13 protein-coding genes are annotated in these 17,595 nt (G+C 59.7%); 9 read left to right on the top strand and 4 right to left on the bottom strand.

Features of this window, described 5'->3' with window-relative positions; genetic code table 11:
- Window positions 1–123: 123 nt before the first annotated feature.
- Together CUU80_RS00305 and CUU80_RS00300 are read left to right on the top strand one after the other, a co-directional pair.
- Window positions 124–1,719: an aminopeptidase P family protein gene (locus CUU80_RS00305; protein ID WP_100495378.1), complete on the top strand. Its 1,596-nt coding sequence runs from the start codon at window positions 124–126 to the stop codon at window positions 1,717–1,719.
- Window positions 1,720–1,928: 209 nt separating this feature from the next.
- A complete protein-coding gene (locus CUU80_RS00300; protein ID WP_100495377.1) occupies window positions 1,929–2,450 on the top strand; it encodes an NUDIX hydrolase in 522 nt (173 codons plus the stop codon).
- 145 nt (window positions 2,451–2,595) lie between these two features.
- On the opposite strand, the gene CUU80_RS00295 is transcribed toward CUU80_RS00300, so the two are convergent.
- On the bottom strand, window positions 2,596–3,906 hold the full coding sequence (locus CUU80_RS00295) for an N-acetylglucosamine-6-phosphate deacetylase (protein WP_100495376.1): 1,311 nt from the start codon (window positions 3,904–3,906) through the stop codon (window positions 2,596–2,598).
- Between the two features lie 139 nt (window positions 3,907–4,045).
- Window positions 4,046–4,858 (bottom strand): glucosamine-6-phosphate deaminase, encoded by an 813-nt coding sequence (gene nagB / locus CUU80_RS00290; RefSeq protein WP_100495375.1) that lies wholly within the window; start codon window positions 4,856–4,858, stop codon window positions 4,046–4,048.
- Between the two features lie 249 nt (window positions 4,859–5,107).
- On the opposite strand from nagB, the gene CUU80_RS00285 reads away from it, so the two are divergent.
- The 7 genes from CUU80_RS00285 (at window position 5,108) to CUU80_RS00255 (ending at window position 13,827) form a co-directional block, all read left to right on the top strand.
- Window positions 5,108–6,232, top strand: coding sequence for an ROK family transcriptional regulator (locus CUU80_RS00285; protein WP_100495374.1), 1,125 nt, complete (start codon window positions 5,108–5,110; stop codon window positions 6,230–6,232).
- A gap of 151 nt (window positions 6,233–6,383) precedes the next feature.
- Complete coding sequence (locus CUU80_RS00280; RefSeq protein ID WP_100495373.1) at window positions 6,384–7,598, top strand: ROK family transcriptional regulator; 1,215 nt, start codon at window positions 6,384–6,386, stop codon at window positions 7,596–7,598.
- Between the two features lie 72 nt (window positions 7,599–7,670).
- Complete coding sequence (locus CUU80_RS00275) at window positions 7,671–8,567, top strand: carbohydrate kinase family protein (protein WP_100495372.1); 897 nt, start codon at window positions 7,671–7,673, stop codon at window positions 8,565–8,567.
- Window positions 8,568–8,858: 291 nt separating this feature from the next.
- Window positions 8,859–9,248 carry a VOC family protein gene (locus CUU80_RS00270; protein ID WP_094729118.1) on the top strand — a complete coding sequence of 130 codons (390 nt, stop codon included), beginning with the start codon at window positions 8,859–8,861 and terminating at the stop codon, window positions 9,246–9,248.
- A gap of 121 nt (window positions 9,249–9,369) precedes the next feature.
- The gene (fucP, locus tag CUU80_RS00265) at window positions 9,370–10,752 is read left to right on the top strand and encodes an L-fucose:H+ symporter permease (protein WP_243388573.1); all 1,383 of its coding nucleotides are present in this window, start codon (window positions 9,370–9,372) and stop codon (window positions 10,750–10,752) included.
- Window positions 10,753–11,117: 365 nt separating this feature from the next.
- On the top strand, window positions 11,118–12,416 hold the full coding sequence (locus CUU80_RS00260; protein ID WP_100495370.1) for a glycoside hydrolase family 125 protein: 1,299 nt from the start codon (window positions 11,118–11,120) through the stop codon (window positions 12,414–12,416).
- 178 nt (window positions 12,417–12,594) lie between these two features.
- The gene (locus CUU80_RS00255) at window positions 12,595–13,827 is read left to right on the top strand and encodes an AGE family epimerase/isomerase (protein ID WP_100495369.1); all 1,233 of its coding nucleotides are present in this window, start codon (window positions 12,595–12,597) and stop codon (window positions 13,825–13,827) included.
- Window positions 13,828–13,949: 122 nt separating this feature from the next.
- On the opposite strand, the gene CUU80_RS00250 is transcribed toward CUU80_RS00255, so the two are convergent.
- A complete protein-coding gene (locus CUU80_RS00250) occupies window positions 13,950–15,068 on the bottom strand; it encodes a LacI family DNA-binding transcriptional regulator (protein WP_100495368.1) in 1,119 nt (372 codons plus the stop codon).
- A 188-nt stretch (window positions 15,069–15,256) separates the two neighbouring features.
- A complete protein-coding gene (locus CUU80_RS00245) occupies window positions 15,257–17,482 on the bottom strand; it encodes a glycoside hydrolase family 3 protein (protein ID WP_100495367.1) in 2,226 nt (741 codons plus the stop codon).
- Window positions 17,483–17,595: the final 113 nt, after the last annotated feature.

Genomic DNA, 17,595 nt, shown 5'->3' with positions numbered 1-17,595 from the left:
GGAACTCGTCAAGACAAGAGTTCGAGTTGAAAAACCGGTACCTTGGCTTTCTCAATTACGAGGGAAGGTTGACGGACGACTACTATGGGAGCGGTAACATGAGGCTCTTTCAAAGGAGTATTGATGGGTGAGGTAGTCACCGAGAAGGACAAGGAATACGAGGCCGAAGAGCGTAAGTCAGCTCCTGGCGCTGATCAGGCAATGAGCGACCGCGTAAACAACCGCTCATTGCGTCCTCGTTCCGAGGCGTTCAAGGACTTCATGAAATCCGGCTGGGCCGATGATGAGCCGGATATCGAGCCGTTGGAATCCTCCAAGTTCACGCCTGCACGTCTTGCCGCGCTTGGCAAGGCCTTCCCCGGCGAGCGTCTGGTGATTCCGGCAGGGCAGCCGAAAGTTCGCAACAACGATTGCGATTACATGTTCCGCCCGGATACCGCCTTCGCCTACTACACCGGTCTGGGCGTGGATTACGAGGCCGGTGCGGTACTGGTGCTGAACCCGGTGGATCCGGATTCCGAAGAGGCCAAGGCCGGCCAGACCCACACTCCGGAACTGTTCGTAGCCCCGCGAGCCGATAATTCCACCACGGACTTCTTCATGAACCCGCATTATGGCGAATACTGGGTAGGACCGCGTGCCGGCTTGAAGGAAATGACTGCCATGACCGGCATCGAAACCCACGATATCGCTCAACTCGCCGATGCGCTGAGCAAGGACGTCGGCGCGGAGGCCGGTGCCGTTCGCGTCCGTGTGATGCGTGAAACCGACCCGCAGATCACCGCTTTGGTCGAGTCGATTCGCCAGGCCAATGGCGCTGCCGATCCAGACAAGAACGCCGCCTCGGACGATAAGCTGCACGAGTTCACGTCTGAAGCGCGCATGGTTAAGGACTCCTACGAGGTGAGCGAGATGCGCAAGGCCGTGGACGCCACCAAGCATGGTTTCGACCGTCTGCTGTCCTCGCTGCCGTCCGCGCTAGATAAGCCGCGTTCCGAACGTATTCTTGAGGGCGCGTTCAACGCGGTCTCCCGCGAACTGGGCAATGCAGTGGGCTACGACTCTATTGTGGCTTCCGGCCCTCACGCTCCTATTCTGCATTGGATGCGTAACACCGGTGTGGTGAAAACCGGCGACATGCTGCTGGTGGATGCCGGTGTAGAGGTCGATTCCCTCTACACGGCCGACATCACACGCACCTTCCCGACCAATGGCAAGTTCACCGATCTGCAGAAGCGTCTGTATCAGGCTGTGTTGGATTCCCAGCAGGCCGGATTCGAGGCTGCCAAGCCAGGCGCCACCTACTCCGACATCCACCATGCTTGCATGCGCGTGATTGCCGAGCGTCTACACGATTGGGGTCTGCTGCCGGTCAGCGTTGAGGAATCTCTCTCCCCCGAAGGCCAGCAGCACCGTCGTTGGCTGGCCTGTGGCGTGGCCCATCATCTGGGCCTTGATGTGCATGACTGCGCGCAGGCTCGTTTCGAGGCCTATCAGGGTGCCCCGATTCGTCCGGGCATGATCTTCACCATCGAGCCTGGCCTGTACTTCCGCGAGGATGATCTCCTCATTCCGCCGGAGTACCGCGGCATCGGCATCCGCATCGAGGACGACGTGCTTATGACCGAAAATGGTCCTGAGTGGATTTCCGCTGGTATTCCGAAGGAAATCGACGACGTTGAGGCTTGGATGGCCGACCGCGCCGCCGCCGCTAAGTAACTCGAATTCCAGCTCCCCTCAGCAAGGGGAGCATTTTCATATAGAGAAAGGTCATCAAGCATGCCAACACCGGAATTCGTACTCAAACTACGTAAGAAAATCGGCCATGCTGAGCCGTTAAGCAAACAGTCCAGTGGACTGTTTGCAGGCGAAGTGAGCGGCTGCACCACAAGCAGCCGCGAAGGATCATGGCCGGAAGAAAGATAATCATGCCAACACCGGAATTCGTACTCGAACTACGTAAAAAAATCGGCCATGATCTCCTATGGCTTAACGGCGTAACTGGCTGCGTGCTGAACGACCAAGGCCAGTTGTTGCTCGGCCGCCGCTCGGACACCGGCGAATGGGCCATGGTTTACGGCATCAACGAACCCGGCGAGCAGCCTGCGGATACCGTCGTACGCGAAATCAAAGAGGAGACCGGCGTGGACGCCATCGTCACCGATCTGGTGGCCGTGACATCGTCCGATAAGGTCACCACCTATGCCAATGGCGACAACACCATGTACATGGATCATTCGTTCCTGTGCAAGGTGAAGCCCGGCGGCAACGACAAGCCATTTGTCGGAGATGAGGAGAGCCTCAACGTCGGCTGGTTTGATGTAGATAATCTTCCTCAGCCTTTAGCCGAAAGTACAGTGGAACGCTTGCAGCTGTTCCAAAGGTACATCACGAATAAGCAACACGGAGACGCGCACGCGTTCTTCCGTTTCGACGGCAAACAGTACTGACATTTCAGATTGCCTCGTTCGCCAAACAATCTGATTGAGGGAGCCACGGCATCCAACCGTGACTCCCTCAATCGTTCTGGTCATACCGGGGCGATACGACCGGCATACGCCATCATGTTAGCTACTCCATGGCATAGGGCACACGCTACCGCAATCGGCGACCGGCGCACCAAACGCATTCAACCTTCCAGCTTGCCGCATCAAGCAAGTTGAAATCACCGGCAAACCCGGGAGCGATCAAACCAAGCGGAGCTCCGGTGACGGGGTTGGCCTTGTCGAATCCGAAGGCGCGGACCGGGGTGAGGGTGGCGGCCTCGACGGCGGAGACGGGGCTGAAGCCGAGTTCGTTGACCGCGCGCTGGACCGCGACCTCCAGGGTGAGCGTGGAGCCGGCGATGGCACCGTTGGACACGAGTCGGGCGTGGCCGTCGATGACGTTCACGTCGAGTTCGCCGAGCTTGTACGCGCCGTCGGGGCAGTCGGTGGCGGCCATCGCGTCGGTGACGAACGCGATGCGGTGGGGCGCCAGTCCGAAGCCGAGCTTGACCATCGGGTTCTGCACGTGGAAGCCGTCATTAATCAGCTCGATGGTGACGCGCGGGTCCTCGACGGCGGCCGGGATGGGGCCGGGTTCGCGGTGGTGCAGGCCGTTCATCGCGTTGAACATGTGGGTCATGATGCCGGCACCCGCGTCGAAACCGGCCTGGGCGATGGCGTAGTCGGCGTCGCAGTGGCCGACCGCGGGCACCACGCCGGCGGCAGCGAACTGGCGGATGGCGCCGATGCCGTGCTCCAGTTCGGGGGCGATGGTGATCTGGCGGATGCAGCCGAGCTTGCCGGCCGCGGGGTCGGCGCCCGAGGCGTCGAGCATGGTTCCCACGAGTTCGGGCACCGGGTCCTTGAGGCAGTTCGGGTCGTGCGCGCCCTTGCGCTTCAGGGCGAGGAACGGGCCTTCGAGGTGGCAGCCGAGGATGTCGGGGTGGGTGGCCATCTTCTCGCGCACGGTGCGGATGTTGCGGCAGATCACGTCCATCGGGTTGGTGATGAGCGAGAGGACCTGGCGGGTGGTGCCGTGGACCGCGTGGCCGGCGCGAGCCGTGTCGATACCGTCGGGGCCATCGTCGAACGACTTCTCCCATGCGCCGTGCGAATGGATGTCCACGTAGCCGGGGGTAAGGATGCGGCCGGCCGCGTCAATAACCGCACCGTCCGAACCCGATGGAGCGGCCGGGTCGATGCCGACCGTGCGGCAGGCGTGCTCGAACGCCTCCTCGCCGGTGCCGTCCGTGGCCGCGGCGCCCGTGGCCACGATCACGCCACGCGCGTCCGAAACCACCCAGTAGCCCGACTGCTCGCCGCGGGCGTCCACCTTGCGCGCGCCACGGATCGCGACCGGCTTGGCTTCACCCTCCAACGCCGCCGTCACCTGGGCGACGATTTCACTTCTGTCCGCCATGTTTATGCTCCTTTGCCTGCAAGCTTTGGTAAAAGCTACCCATGCGCGACAACAGCCGCCGCCCCGACCGCTGATTCCCATAGAAAACAAGCACGCCGAGGCAACGGCTGATTATCGCCACGATAAACGGATCGTCCGATCAGATGCCCTGCCAAGCCGGCTTGTGGGCAAAGGCGTAACGGTAGTAATCCTTGTGACGCAGACGGCTGGCGGCCTCCTCGTCGATGATGATCGTGGCGTGCGGGTGCAGCTGCAGCGCGGAGGCCGGGCAGAACGCGGAGACGCCGCCCTCGACGGTCTCCTCGATGGCCTCGGCCTTGCCTGCACCGAATGCGAGCAGCACGAGGTGGCGGGCCTTCAGGACCGTGCCGATGCCCTGCGTGATGCAGTGGGTGGGCACCTGATTGATGTCATTGTCGAAGAAACGCGCGTTGTCGATGCGGGTCTGCTCGGCCAGGGTCTTGACGCGCGTGCCGGATGCGAGCGAGGAGCCGGGCTCGTTGAAGCCGATGTGGCCGTCGGTGCCGATGCCGAGGATCTGCACGTCGATGCCGCCCGCGGCCTCGATCGCCGCGTCGTAGGCCGGGCCGGCAGCGGCGATCTTGTCGCCGTCCTCAAGAGGCGCGCCGTTCAGCACGTCGCCGGGCACGTGGACCTTGGCCGGGTCGAGGCCGAGGGGCTCGACGACCGTGCGGTGGATGGTGGAGTGGTAGGACTCCGGGTGGGTCAGCGGCAGGCCCAGGTACTCGTCCAGCGCGAAGCCGCGCACTTGGGAGACGTCGATGTGCTCCTCATGCACGATTTTGGCGAGGGCCTGATAGGCTGCCAATGGGCTGGAACCCGTAGCGAGGCCCAGCACCGCGTTCGGCTTGGCCTTGATAAGGTCCGCCACGCAGCGGCCGTAGATTTCGCCCGCTTCGGACTGATTCTTCACAATGATGATTTCCGACATCGGTTTTTCCTTCTTATCTGCAACGCAATCTGTTGAACGTGGTACGGAGCCATCTTCGACCCGTTAATTGTTAATGATACTTACAATTAAAAATTTCGCGAGTTTCCACGGTGTTTCTCTATGTTTTCCATCGGTAGACTATGTCTTGTTAGTACTATTCACTTGTCTGCGCATACCGTAGACGAACGCCACGCCCGCATCAGCCACAGTCGATTCACTGCATACGTGGCGCAGCGACCGGGAGGAATCATGCCGCAGTTTGCCCTCAACCCAACATCCGACGGGCATAGCGGCAAGGCATCTCCCGCAGATGTACGCAGACGCAATAGGCAGCTGATCTTCTCACTGCTCTTCCCCACCAATCAATACTCCCGCGCCGAGTTGGGACGGCGCACCGGACTGAGCCGCGTAGCAGTATCCGAAGTCGTCAGCCAGATGCTGGAAGAAGGGTTGTTGCGCGAAACCGGTCAGGCACCCAGTACAGGCAAAGGCAAAAGAGGCACCCTGCTGAGCGTCGACACCGATCGGCTGCGCATCATCAGCATCGATCTGACGCAGGAGTTCCTGCTTCACGGTGCAGTAACCAACCTGCTAGGCCAACCGTTACGACATACGGAAATTGCCCTGGAACCGAATGCCATCGTTTCCATAGCCGACATCATCACGCTTATCGAAGAGACATTGACCATGGCCGACGGACCGATCATCGGCATCGGCATCGCCTCCCCCGGCGTGATCAGCAATGGCGTGGTACTGTCCGCGACAATGCGCGGCTGGACCGATGTCGACCTGCGCACACCCATCGAAACACATTTCGGCATCGACGTCATCGCAGGCAACGACGCCACCGCAGGCATGCTTACCGAACGATTCTTCGGCAAAGGCGGCACCAACATGCTCTTCGTACGCATTGGACGGGGCATCGGCTCGGCGGTATTGCTCAATGACGCCCCTATTATCGGCGAACTGCATGCCGCCGGAGAAATCGGGCACATTTCCATCGACCTTCACGGGCCGCAATGCCCCTGTGGCAAGCGGGGATGTCTGGAAACCCTGATCTCTGGAGCGGTGTTGCGCAAACAGATGGAATCCGCCACGCGCGACGAACAGCATCGCATCCTCATCCAAGCCGGGCACCGTCTCGCCCAAGCCCTTGCCATGCCAGTGGGGCTGCTGGATCTAGCGGATGTCTGCGTGTACGGTCAACCGGACATTGTCAATCCGGTATTCATCGATGCAGCACAACAGTATATGGACGACGCCACGGCCTCGGCCTTCCACAAACACACGACGATACGCCGATGCGAATGCGGCCCGGATATCACGATCCAAGGTCAGGCCATCGCCGTCGCGCTCCATCACCTCGCCAAGTAGCACCTCACACACCCCGGCACACCCGTCTGCCTCGCGACACGCCGATACTAAGTTGATTGCGTGAATCAATTAACGTAGTTAATATCTTAATCAAGTTCAGATTCGAAGGCGAGCGGACGTTAATCGCAACGACGCAAGGCAAGGAGGACATATGGCAGACGAAGCCAATCATGCTACATCCCAAGCCAGCGTCTCCGAATCCAACCGCTCACGTATCATCAAGCACCTCTACCACTACGGCATCAGCTCGCGGGCACAAATCGCCAAAGCGCTGGAGCTCACTCCGGCCGCAATCACCAAGATCACCGCACGACTTATCGAAGCCGGTATGATCGAAGAGGCAGGGGATCTCGAAGGCTCGAAGAACCGTCGCTCAATCGGCTTGAAGCTCGATACCGCTCGATTCCATATCATCGGCATCAAATTCGCCCGCTCGCTGGTGCAGATCGGCGTATTCGATCTGTGCGGCAATGCCCTGAGCTTCGAAAATCTGCCGACTGTCTACGACAACACCATCAACGACACCATCGCCATCATCCACCAGCGAGTCAATGGTCTGCTCACCGACGATCCCGCCATCGTGGCCATCGGCATGGCGGTTCCCGGCCCGTATCTGCGCCATGTCGGCCGCACTGCCGTGGTTTCCAGCATGCAGGGCTGGCGCAAAATCAACTTCATCGATGAATTCGCCCACGCTTTCCGCGTTCCGGTGTTCATCGAACAAGACGCGCGTGCCGGAGCTCTCGCCCACTTCCTGTTCGATCCTGACGTACATGAAGACGGCAATCTCGCCTATTATCTGGTCGGCGAAGGCGTCGGCCTCGGCGTCATCGACAATGGATTCCTCATCAACGGTGCCCTCGGTGCCGCCACCGAGATAGGGCACATCTCCATCGACGTCAACGGCAGACCCTGCGACTGCGGCAACTACGGATGTCTGGAGCGTTACTGCTCTACGCCTTCCATCCACACCATGCTGATCGGCGACGGCAAAATCGTTCCCGACGCCGCCGAGATGACGCACACCGACGCCGCCCGCGCACTGTTCGCCAAGGCGAACGAAGGCGACGCCCGCGCCTGTGCGATGGTGCGCACCATCGCACGATATGTAGGCTACGGCTGCGTAACGATTTTCAACGGCTTTAATCCCAAGCACATCATCATCGGCGACATCGTGTCCGAAGCCGGACCGATGCTGCTCGAAGAGGTGCGCGCCACGGTGGCCGAGCGAGCCATCCCCGAAATCAACGAATCCACATCCATCACCCTGTCCGCGCTATCCGCTGATGCGGCAGTTTCCGGCGCGGCGGCCGTTGCGGTCACCCAATTCCTGGAACACCCTTCCGTGTTCTTCGACGTGTCCTGAACGCAACACCCCCCACTGAAAGATTTCCACTCGAAAACCAACAAACAAGGAATCAAAGGAAAGGAACCAACCATGACCACCCCGATCGTCCTGAGCCTTGGCGAACTGCTGTGGGATATGCTGCCTAGCGGAAAGCGCGCCGGCGGCGCTCCCGTTAACTTCGCCTACCATGCAATGAAGAACGGTACCGAAGGCTGGGCAATCAGCGCGGTCGGTGAAGACGAGCTCGGTGATGAGCTGATCGCCAAGGCCAACGAGGCTGGCATCAACACCGTCATCCAGCGCAACGCATGGCCGACCTCCACCGTCGAAGTGGCGCTGAAGAACGGTATCCCGGAGTACACCATCGTCAAGAACGTGGCTTGGGATCACATCCTGTACACCCGTCAGCTCATCGACGTCGTCTCCAAGGCCGACGCCATCTGCTACGGCACCCTGGCTCTGCGCTCCCCCGAGACCCACGCCACCATCACCGAACTGCTCAAGCACGCCAAGCCCGGCGCCATGAAGTTCTTCGACATCAACCTGCGCGGCGACCACTACTCCAAGGAGCTCATCGAAGAGCTGCTCGGCTACGCCACCGTCTTCAAGATCAACGACGAAGAGCTGCTTCTGCTGCGCGACATGTTCGACATCCGCGGCACCTCCGGCGAAGACGCCTCCCGTTGGTTCATCGAGGAGTTCAACCTGGACTACGTGATCCTGACCGCCGGCTCCGCCTACTCCACCATCATCTCCCGCAAGGGCGAGTCCTCCACGGTGGACACTCCTCACGTCACCGTGAACGACACCGTCGGCGCTGGCGATTCCTTCTCCGGCACGTTCACCGCACGCATCCTGCTGGGCGATTCGCTGTCTGAAGCGCACCGCAAGGCCGTCAACACCGCTGCTTTCGTGTGCACCCAGGCCGGCGCGTGGCCCGAGTACCCGGCCACGATGCCTGATTATCTGGCCGAAGCCGGCAAGTAATCCGTTACACCCGCAGCCAGCAAACCCAACACTGATGGGGCCATTCATGCGGGTACAGCCAACATCGTCTGTACCCGCATAGCCCTTCCCCTGTCCGCCTCCCCCGCACGGCACACAGCAATGATGCGCACGCCACGTGGAGGCGACGACTGCGATTGTCGCATACGAAAGCCTTATGGATTCCACGCAACAGACGCATAGCATCCATCGGCTTTCCCGCACATTGCAGTCACCTTGTTATTGCACCAGCACACATACCGCCATATTTGCGGCATATACAAAGGAGTTATCATGTCCATCCGCGATACCGTCACCGGAGTTCAGCATGTCGGCATCCCCACCACCGATCTTGAGGGCACTATCGCCTACTACGAGAAGCTCGGCTTCGAGTGCCTCGGCATCTACCCGAACGGGGAAGATCGTTGCACCTTCCTGCGCCTGAACAATCTGACGCTTGAGGTGTGGACCATGGACCCCACCCCGATGGAAAACGGCGCGATCAACCACTTCGCGCTCGACTCCACCGACATCGAAGCCTCGTTCGCCGAAGCGCAGAAGCTCGGCCTGAACTTCGTGGAAGGCTCCATCCAGCACATTGACACCTTCTGGGAGCACGGCATCCGTTACTTCAACGTGCTCGGCCCCAACCACGAGGTCATCGAGTTCTGCCAGATCATGTAGTTCGGCGTGCCATGGTGTCGGCAGGTGCCACGCATATGCCGACACCATGGCGCCCATAGATCAACAGTTTCAGTCATATTCAACCGTTCAAGTCCATATGGAGAAAAAGGGATACACAATCATGGACAAGACCACATCCAAGAAAGAGGCGTGGGTAGAGAGCTCCGACGGCTACCTTGACCGTACGCCCGTTCTGCAGTTCGCGATGACTTCGATCCTGTTCGCATTCTGGGCGATCGCTCAAAGCCTCAACGACGTACTGATCACTCAGTTCAAGCCGGTGTTTGAGCTGACCGATATGCAGACCGCTCTGGTGCAGTCCGCGTTCTACGCCGGCTACTTCATCATCGCCATCCCCGCTTCACTGTTCATCAAGAAGACGAGCTACAAGGCGGGCATCATGACCGGCCTCGCGTTCTTCGCGCTCGGCTGCTTCATCTTCTTCCCGGCCTCGCGTCTGATCACGTACGAGGTCTTCCTGTTCGCCATCTTCGTTGAGGCCATCGGCCTGAGCTTCTTGGAGACCTCGGCCGACACCTACGCCACCCTGCTTGGCCCGAAGCGTCTGAGCACGCTGCGACTGAATGTGGCGCAGACCATGAACGCACTTGGTCTGATCACCGGCGTGCTGCTCGGCAAGTTCTTCGTATTCCAGGATTCCAACCTGCACACCCAGATGGAGGAGCTGCGCAAGACCAATCCGCAGGCCGCTCTTGACCTCGCCTCCGAGCAGCTCGGCCGCACACTGCAGCCGTACATCGTGGTTATGATCGTCATGCTTATCTTCATCGCGCTGTTTGCGGTCGTCAGGTTCCCGAAGTGCCGCCCGCAGACCAAGGAAGGCGATGTGGCCAAGGCCAAGCTCGGCGAGACCATGACCTATCTGGCACACAACGGCCGCTTCTGGCAGGGCATCGCGGTCCAGTTCATCTACATCGGCGCGCAGACCGGCATCTGGTCGTTCACCATGCGTCTGGTGCTCAACGTCGCCGACCAGACCGGCATCAAGGTCACCGACCGCGACTCGGCCAACTACATGATCATGAGCTACATCGTCTTCTTCGTGGGACGTATCTCCGCCAGCTACCTGCTTTCGAAGTTCCGTGAGACCCGTGTGCTGGCGGTGTACATGGTCGTCGGCTGCGTGGTGCTTATCGGCACGGCGTTTGTGCCGGGCATGGCTTCCGTCTGGCTGGCCGTACTGGTCTCCCTGTTCCTCGGACCGGGCTGGCCGACGATCTACTCGCGTACCTTGAAGACCGTCGAGGATCGTCGTCACACCGAGACCGCCGGCGCCATCATCGTGATGGCTCTGGTCGGCGGCGCCATCCTGCCGATGGCTCAGGGCGCGCTCTCCGACGCTACCTCGATGCAGTTCTCCTTCATTCTGCCGGCCATCGAGCTGCTGATTGTGGGTCTCTACTTCATCAGCGAATTCAAGCGCGATAAGTACACCCCGGCTCAGCTCAAGGAAATGTCCGAGAAGGGCGAAATCGCCAACTGAGTCACCGGTCATGCGGCCAAATCCATGGATGCGGCCGCATGACAACCAACTCGACGACCAACGCCGAGGAAGCAAACCGAATCGGCATAACAACAGGGCATGGGCTCTCCGCCATACGTATTGCGTGCGGAGAGCCCATGCCCTGTTGTTATGCCCTATTGTTCACGTCCACTCCCACCGTCATCGTCCGCTTATTGTCACTGAGCTATTTACCTGCACCACGCACTGCTTCACCCTGGACCAGCTTAAGCATTGCGCCTGTGGCGTGTCGGTCAACTAAACCGGTTTAGAATGGTGCCGTCCCTGAGATGTATCCCTGATCTCACCTTCACACCAACCAAAGAAAAACAAAGAAGTTGACTGTTATGAGCACAGCCCCAGTCCCGAAGTCGGTTTCGGACTTCATGCAGCACATCACCGAACTGTGCGGCACCGAGCACGCCCGTTGGGCCGAGAATTTCAATGCCTGCTTCGCCAACACGCTAACCACCACCGTCCGCCGCCACGACGACGGCACGACGTTCCTGCTCACCGGCGACATCCCCGCCATGTGGCTGCGCGATTCGACCGCGCAGGTCCGTCCGTATCTGGTGCTGGCGCAACACGATCCCGAGTTGGCGGACATGATCTGCGGACTGGTACGCCAACAGTTCCGTTACATCAATATCGACCCGTATGCGAACGCCTTCAACGAGGAGCCCAACGGCAATACCTGGGACCCGCACGATCAGTCCAACTTCTCCAGCCCGTGGCTGTGGGAGCGCAAATATGAGGTGGATTCCCTGTGCTACCCGATTCAGCTCGCCTGGCTGCTCTACGCCAACACCGGACGCACCGATCAGTTCGACGATGAGTTCGTCTCCGGCGTGCGCAAGATCCTCGACGTGTTCGAAACCGAACAGGATCACTCAAAGTCACCGTACTTCTTCATCCGTCAGACCGACCTGCCCACCGAAACGTTGGACAATGATGGCAAGGGTTCGCCCGTCGCCGTCACCGGCATGACCTGGTCCGGATTCCGCCCCAGCGATGACGCCTGCACCTATCACTATCTGGTGCCGGCGAACATGTTCGTCGTCGTGGTGATGGAGTACCTCGAACGCATCTTCGGAGCGGACCTTCTTAACGACCCCGCAATCGCAGAGCGCGCCGCAGCCCTGCGCGCCTCGGTGAAAAACGGCATCGAAACCTACGGCAAGACCACGAATCGTGCCGGCGAAACGATCTACGCCTTCGAGACCGACGGCCTTGGCAACTACAACATCATGACGGACAGCAACGTCCCTGACTTGATGGCCGCACCTTACTTGGGCTACTGCGCCACGGACGACCCGATTTATCTCGCCACGCGCCGCACGATACTCAGCGACGAGAACCCGTACTATTACGAGGGCAAATACCTCAAGGGCATCGGCTCTCCGCACACGCCGCCACGTTACGTCTGGCCGATCGCACTGTCGATCGAGGCGATGACCAGCGCAAGCAAGGAATTCGAAGCCGAAACCCTTGACCGTCTCGTAGCCACGGACGCCGGCACGCATCTCATGCACGAAGGCATCGATGTGGACGATCCGACCAAATACACACGAGAATGGTTCAGCTGGTCGAACATGATGTTCTGCGAGCTGGTCATGGACTATTTCGACATTCGCGTGAAACGCTGATGACCTTTCCATCCACGGATGAACAGCGGATGTGCAATGCGTCACAGCCTCATTTTCCGTGCTTGAAAAATACCCAAGCCGTGGAATACTAGACCACGGATGGAGTGCGTGCGGTCACGTTCCTGCAACGAATTACACGCACGACGTATCTCTCCCAAGGAAGGAAGGAATCCAACCAATGACCAATCCCAAGTATTCTCTCGGCACCGAAGCCAACCGCATTTTCATGGCTTCCGAAACCTATGAGCTGTTGAAGTTCGGCACCGGATTCCCCGCCCCGAACGGCGGCTCCGGCTGGTTGAACGGTGACGGTTCGCTGGACCCGTCTCAGGGCGTGCAGACTTGGATCACCTGCCGTATGGCTCACGTGTATTCCATCGGAGCGCTGCTTGGCTACCCCGGTGCCGGCGAGCTGGTCGACAAGGCGCTCAAAGGACTGACCGGCATCCTGCACGATGACGAGCATGGCGGTTGGTATCCGCAGGTCAACGAGGACGGCTCCCCCGCCCCGGACAAGATCTGCTACACCCACGCCTTCGTGATTCTCGCGGCATCCTCCGCGCTGTTGGCTGGACGTCCCGGTGCCAGTGAGCTGCTGGATGAAGCTCTGAAGACCTTCAACGAGCGTTTCTGGGATGACGAGACTGGTCTTGCCGTCGACACGTGGAATACCGAATTCACCAAACTGGATCCATATCGCGGCCTCAACGCCAACATGCACACCACCGAGGCCTTCCTCGCCGTTGCGGATGCCACCGGAGACAACACCTACCGCGTACGTGCCGGCCGCATCATCGATCATGTCATCGGCTGGGCGAAGAACAACGAGTGGCGCATCCCTGAGCACTTCAACTCCGACTGGTCCATCAACCTCGAATTCAACGCCGACAAGAAGGACGATCAGTTCAAGCCGTACGGCGCCACCCCCGGCCACGGCATCGAATGGGCTCGTTTGATCACCCAGTGGGCGCTGAGCTCCTTCGCCAACGCTGAGGGCGCGGAGCCTTACATCGAGGCCGCCGAGCTGCTGTTCGCCCGCGCCGTGGCCGATGGCTGGAACGCCGATGGCACCGTGGGCTTGGCCTACACCACCGACTGGTCCGGCAAGCCGGTGGTCACTGACCGCATGCACTGGACGCTTGCCGAGGGCCTGAACACTTCGGCAACGCTGTATGCGGCCACCGGCAAGGAGGAGTACGCCAACTGGTACGCCACTTTCGCCGAATATGTGGATGAGCATCTCATCGACCATGAGGGCGGATCCTGGTTCCACCAGCTCGACAAGGACAACAAGGTGATCGGCACGGTATGGCCAGGCAAGTCTGACCTGTACCACGCCTTCCAGTCCACGCTGATCCCGTTCCTCGATCCGGCCGTTTCCGTCGCGACTGCCGTCAAGAACGCTGCGTGATCCGTACGGAACGCCTCTGTTCGCACATAAGATAAGGGCCGTGACTCCTGTCCATCGCTGGAGCCACGGCTCTTGCCGTAAGTGTCGTAAGTGTCGTAAGTGTCGTAAGTGTCGTCAGTGCATCAGTTGATGCTCCGCGAGGTACTGTCGCGTATCACCAGGCTCGGCGTGAGAATCTTGCGATTGCCGGAAACCTTGTCTCCCGCGAACATCTTGAGCAACAGTTTGGCGACTTTGGCACCGTACTCGCTGGCGTCACGATGCACCGAAGTGATCGCAGGATAGGCGGCTTCGCAGACGAAGCTGTCCTCGAAGCTCACGATCGCCGGCAGGTTGAATGGGTAACGCAGCCCCGATAATTCACCTACGCCTTGGACGGTCCGCTCATAGTTGTCCAGCACGTACCATTCGGTGATGGAGTGCAGGCTCGCCGCCGCCAACGTCTCGCTTTCGTAGATAAATGCCGTGGGCGGCGTCGGTGACTGCAGCAGGGTCAAGGTCTGTTCGCTGGCTCGTTCCGCATCGAAATCCGTATACTCCACGTAGATGGATTCAAGATTGTTCTTGACTGCGAATTCACGGAAGGCCGCCTCACGGCCGCGAGAATAGTCCAGCGTGGGATCGCCGGAAAGATAGGCGATGCGGCGATGCCCCATGGAACGCAAATGGTCGAGAATCGTGTCCATCGTTTTGGAATCGTCGATGGACAGCGAAGGTATCAGATTGTTCGGGTCAGGGCCGCCGGCAAGTACCGCAGGCATACCCATCGACGTCAGCAGTTCGGGACGGGGATCGTCCGTACGCAAATCGACCAAGATCACGCCGTCCACACGCTTGCGCGCAGACCAATCACGATACACCGCAGCCTCTTCTCTGGCGGAAGAGCACGGCCGGTACAGCAGACCGTAGCCTTTACGGCTCAGCGAAGCCTGCACGCCGGCCATGAAATGCAGCATGAACGCTTCCTCGTTCAAACCCTGTTTGAATCGGGCCGGCGCGAAGCCTACGGTCATGGTCTTCGAGGAGCCCAATGCCTGAGCAGCATAGACCGGTGTCCAGCCAAGTTTGGCGGCCGCCTCCTTGACCCGTCGCTTGGTTTCGGCCGAAACACCAGGTCGATCGTTGATGGCGAACGATACGGCGGTCTGCGATATACCCAGTTCATCGGCGATATCTTTCAAGCTGACGCGCGTGGACCCTGCACCGGGGGTTTGAGCGGAGGGCTCCTTCGAAGACTTCATCGTCCACTCCTGTTCTTTGATAGGGGCCAGCCTGACCAACCTGTCGCACCACTATTATTACGGCTGCACGCTCGCTGTATTCCACTGGCATGGTCAGCAGATCAGGGCTGCTGTTCAAGTCGCCGAATTCAGATACCGTATATCGTCAGTATACCGAAGGGCAACTAAACTGTTTCAGTTCCTTCCATTCAGCGTCGTACGGTCACGGCGGCGCAGTCAGTCTGATCCAACATGGAGAAGCTCACACGCACCTCACCGTCACCGAAATCGGCCAGATGCTCCACAGGTACGGTGAAGCATGCTTCGCAACGTTCGTTCGGCATCAAATCGAGATACGTGGAATCGACCAGCATCGACAGTCGCGGAATACGATGTCCACCGGTGCAATGCGCAAACAGGTTCAATGCACCCTGCGCCTTACGCTCACCGGCTTGAATATCCGCAACAACCATAGCCGCATCGTGCTGCACCCAAGCTCGAACATCAGTGACCGTCACACCGTCCAGCGCGCCCTTGCCGTAACCAAAAGCGCACAATACCGGTTCGACGGCGTCCTTATAGACGTGAGCGGCGCTTTGCCGGTCGTTATAGCGAACCGGAACAGCTCCGGCGAATGCGGGCAACGTGACCGGCAGTCGGCCAGGCATCGTCGCGCCCGCCACAAGGGCGTCGGCAACCACCTGCGGCCCGAACTGACCGGCATAGCCGGCCCAGATCGTCATGACGGACAACGCCTTGACATGAGTCAGCACATGTGCACGTCCGCATACCGCCACGGATATGATCGGCGCATCGGTTAGCGCGCGAATCTCGTCAAGCATCGTATCCTGACGCCACGGCAGACTGATATCGGCCAGATCAACGCCTTCACCACAGGTTGCGCCATATTCGGCCACGGCCTTTGCCGCACCGTTGTTGTCGAACTCGCTATCGTAGCTGCGCTCGCTGGTGCCGCCGCAGACGAATACCACCATTGCCGCCTTATTCCAGATTTCCGGTGCCAAGTCCGAGGGCGAGGCGGCAAGATGCACCCGTTGCGCTCCAAGCCGATCATGTAGTTCTCGATAGATGCTCGAACGTTCCTCCGGACGCACCGGTGCGGTGTAATCGCCCACGAAGCAGTCGAAGTCATCCGCGAAAGGCCCGGCGACGACCACATCGCCGGTGACACCGTCGAGCGGAGCCGCAGCCGTCACAGTCTCGCGGTTATCGTTCAGCAATGTCACGGTTTCACGCGCGATGCTGCGGGCGTGTTCACGTCCCTCCTGCAATGCGTATTCGATCTGTCCGGTCTGCGGCACTGGTATATCGGCAAGATTTTTGCCGTCTTCCGGCAATAGACCGAATCGCGATTTGAGTTCGAGCACACGACGCAACGACGCATCGACCGCGTTGGCCACAGCTTCGTCATCGGCATATTCCGCAAGATGCGTGAAGCCCTCATCCCATAGCGATACGTCAACGCCTGCGAGCAGCGCGGCACGGCCAGCGGCTGGAATAGAGCCGGTCATGCCTTCGAGACGGTCCACGGCCACACCATCGGCCATCACAATGCCATCAAAGCCAAGAGTTTTTCTCAGATAGTCTTTGAGCAGCCACGGGTTGGCACAGCAAGGCACCGAATCGATGTCGTTGTAGGCGGCCATGAAGCCCCAAGCTCCGGCTCTGGCACCGGCCGCAACTGGTGCCAGATGAATCTCATGCAAATCATGCTCGCCGAGTACCGCGGATTGGCCGTTGCGCCCTCCGACCGCCTCGCCCTGTGCGGCGAGATGCTTGAGCACCACGGCCACTCCCCCGTTGCCGACCTTGGAGCGATTGTCGCCTTGCATGCCCAATACGATGGCCTCGCACAGTCGAGATGCCATTAGCGGGTCTTCGCCAAAACATTCCTCGCAACGTCCCCATCGTGGGTCGCGGGCGATGTCCAGTCCGGAAACCAATGCGATATGGATGCCGCTGGCTGCCAATTCCGCAGCGACAGCCGCTTCGGCTTCCCGCACGGCTTGCGGGTCAAAAGTCGCGCCAAGTGCAAGATTCGTCGGCAACACGGTACCGCCCAGCGCCTGATGGCCATGCGGAGCCTCTTCACTGAGCAGCACACCGATGCCATGGCTGCCTCGTTCCAGCACGGTCTGCTGGATTAGGTTCACCGCTTCCGCTCGCTCTTCAGGACGAATGCCATTACCCCAATGCTGGCCCGACCAGGGGTCGGCGCGCAGCAGTCCATACAGGAGCCCGAGACCACCCCAACGATCGATTTCACGTTTAAGTTCATCAGTGGCAATAAGACGGCCGGCCGGATCTCGGGTCACTGTCTTCCAGCCGAGCAGCCGCTGATTGAGCTGTCCGACCTTTTCGGTGAAACTCATCTGTGCGATGATGCGTTCAATGCTCTGTTGGCTGCTGGCCATATTGTTCTACCTCGCTGTAGTGCTGATTTCCCCGATAATGAGGTGAAAGGGAAGAAAAATGAATTACCAATGATAAAACCGGTTGCGGGGCCTGCAATAAGTCCCGCAACCGG

The organism is Bifidobacterium scaligerum, from assembly GCF_002802865.1.
In the GTDB taxonomy this organism is placed as follows: Bacteria; Actinomycetota; Actinomycetes; order Actinomycetales; family Bifidobacteriaceae; genus Bifidobacterium; species Bifidobacterium scaligerum.
This window is presented reverse-complemented; position numbering and strand designations above follow the sequence as displayed.

Bases quoted from the DNA above. Each gene is read 5' to 3' on its own strand.
- CUU80_RS00295 (WP_100495376.1), bottom strand. From the start codon at position 3,906: ATGGCGGACAGAAGTGAAATCGTCGCCCAGGTGACGGCGGCGTTGGAG.
- CUU80_RS00255 (WP_100495369.1), top strand. From the start codon at position 12,595: ATGACCAATCCCAAGTATTCTCTCGGCACCGAAGCCAACCGCATTTTC.
- CUU80_RS00245 (WP_100495367.1), bottom strand. From the start codon at position 17,482: ATGGCCAGCAGCCAACAGAGCATTGAACGCATCATCGCACAGATGAGT.
- CUU80_RS00285 (WP_100495374.1), top strand. From the start codon at position 5,108: ATGCCGCAGTTTGCCCTCAACCCAACATCCGACGGGCATAGCGGCAAG.
- CUU80_RS00275 (WP_100495372.1), top strand. From the start codon at position 7,671: ATGACCACCCCGATCGTCCTGAGCCTTGGCGAACTGCTGTGGGATATG.
- CUU80_RS00300 (WP_100495377.1), top strand. From the start codon at position 1,929: ATGCCAACACCGGAATTCGTACTCGAACTACGTAAAAAAATCGGCCAT.
- CUU80_RS00270 (WP_094729118.1), top strand. From the start codon at position 8,859: ATGTCCATCCGCGATACCGTCACCGGAGTTCAGCATGTCGGCATCCCC.
- CUU80_RS00305 (WP_100495378.1), top strand. From the start codon at position 124: ATGGGTGAGGTAGTCACCGAGAAGGACAAGGAATACGAGGCCGAAGAG.
- fucP (WP_243388573.1), top strand. From the start codon at position 9,370: ATGGACAAGACCACATCCAAGAAAGAGGCGTGGGTAGAGAGCTCCGAC.
- CUU80_RS00250 (WP_100495368.1), bottom strand. From the start codon at position 15,068: ATGAAGTCTTCGAAGGAGCCCTCCGCTCAAACCCCCGGTGCAGGGTCC.
- CUU80_RS00280 (WP_100495373.1), top strand. From the start codon at position 6,384: ATGGCAGACGAAGCCAATCATGCTACATCCCAAGCCAGCGTCTCCGAA.
- CUU80_RS00260 (WP_100495370.1), top strand. From the start codon at position 11,118: ATGAGCACAGCCCCAGTCCCGAAGTCGGTTTCGGACTTCATGCAGCAC.
- nagB (WP_100495375.1), bottom strand. From the start codon at position 4,858: ATGTCGGAAATCATCATTGTGAAGAATCAGTCCGAAGCGGGCGAAATC.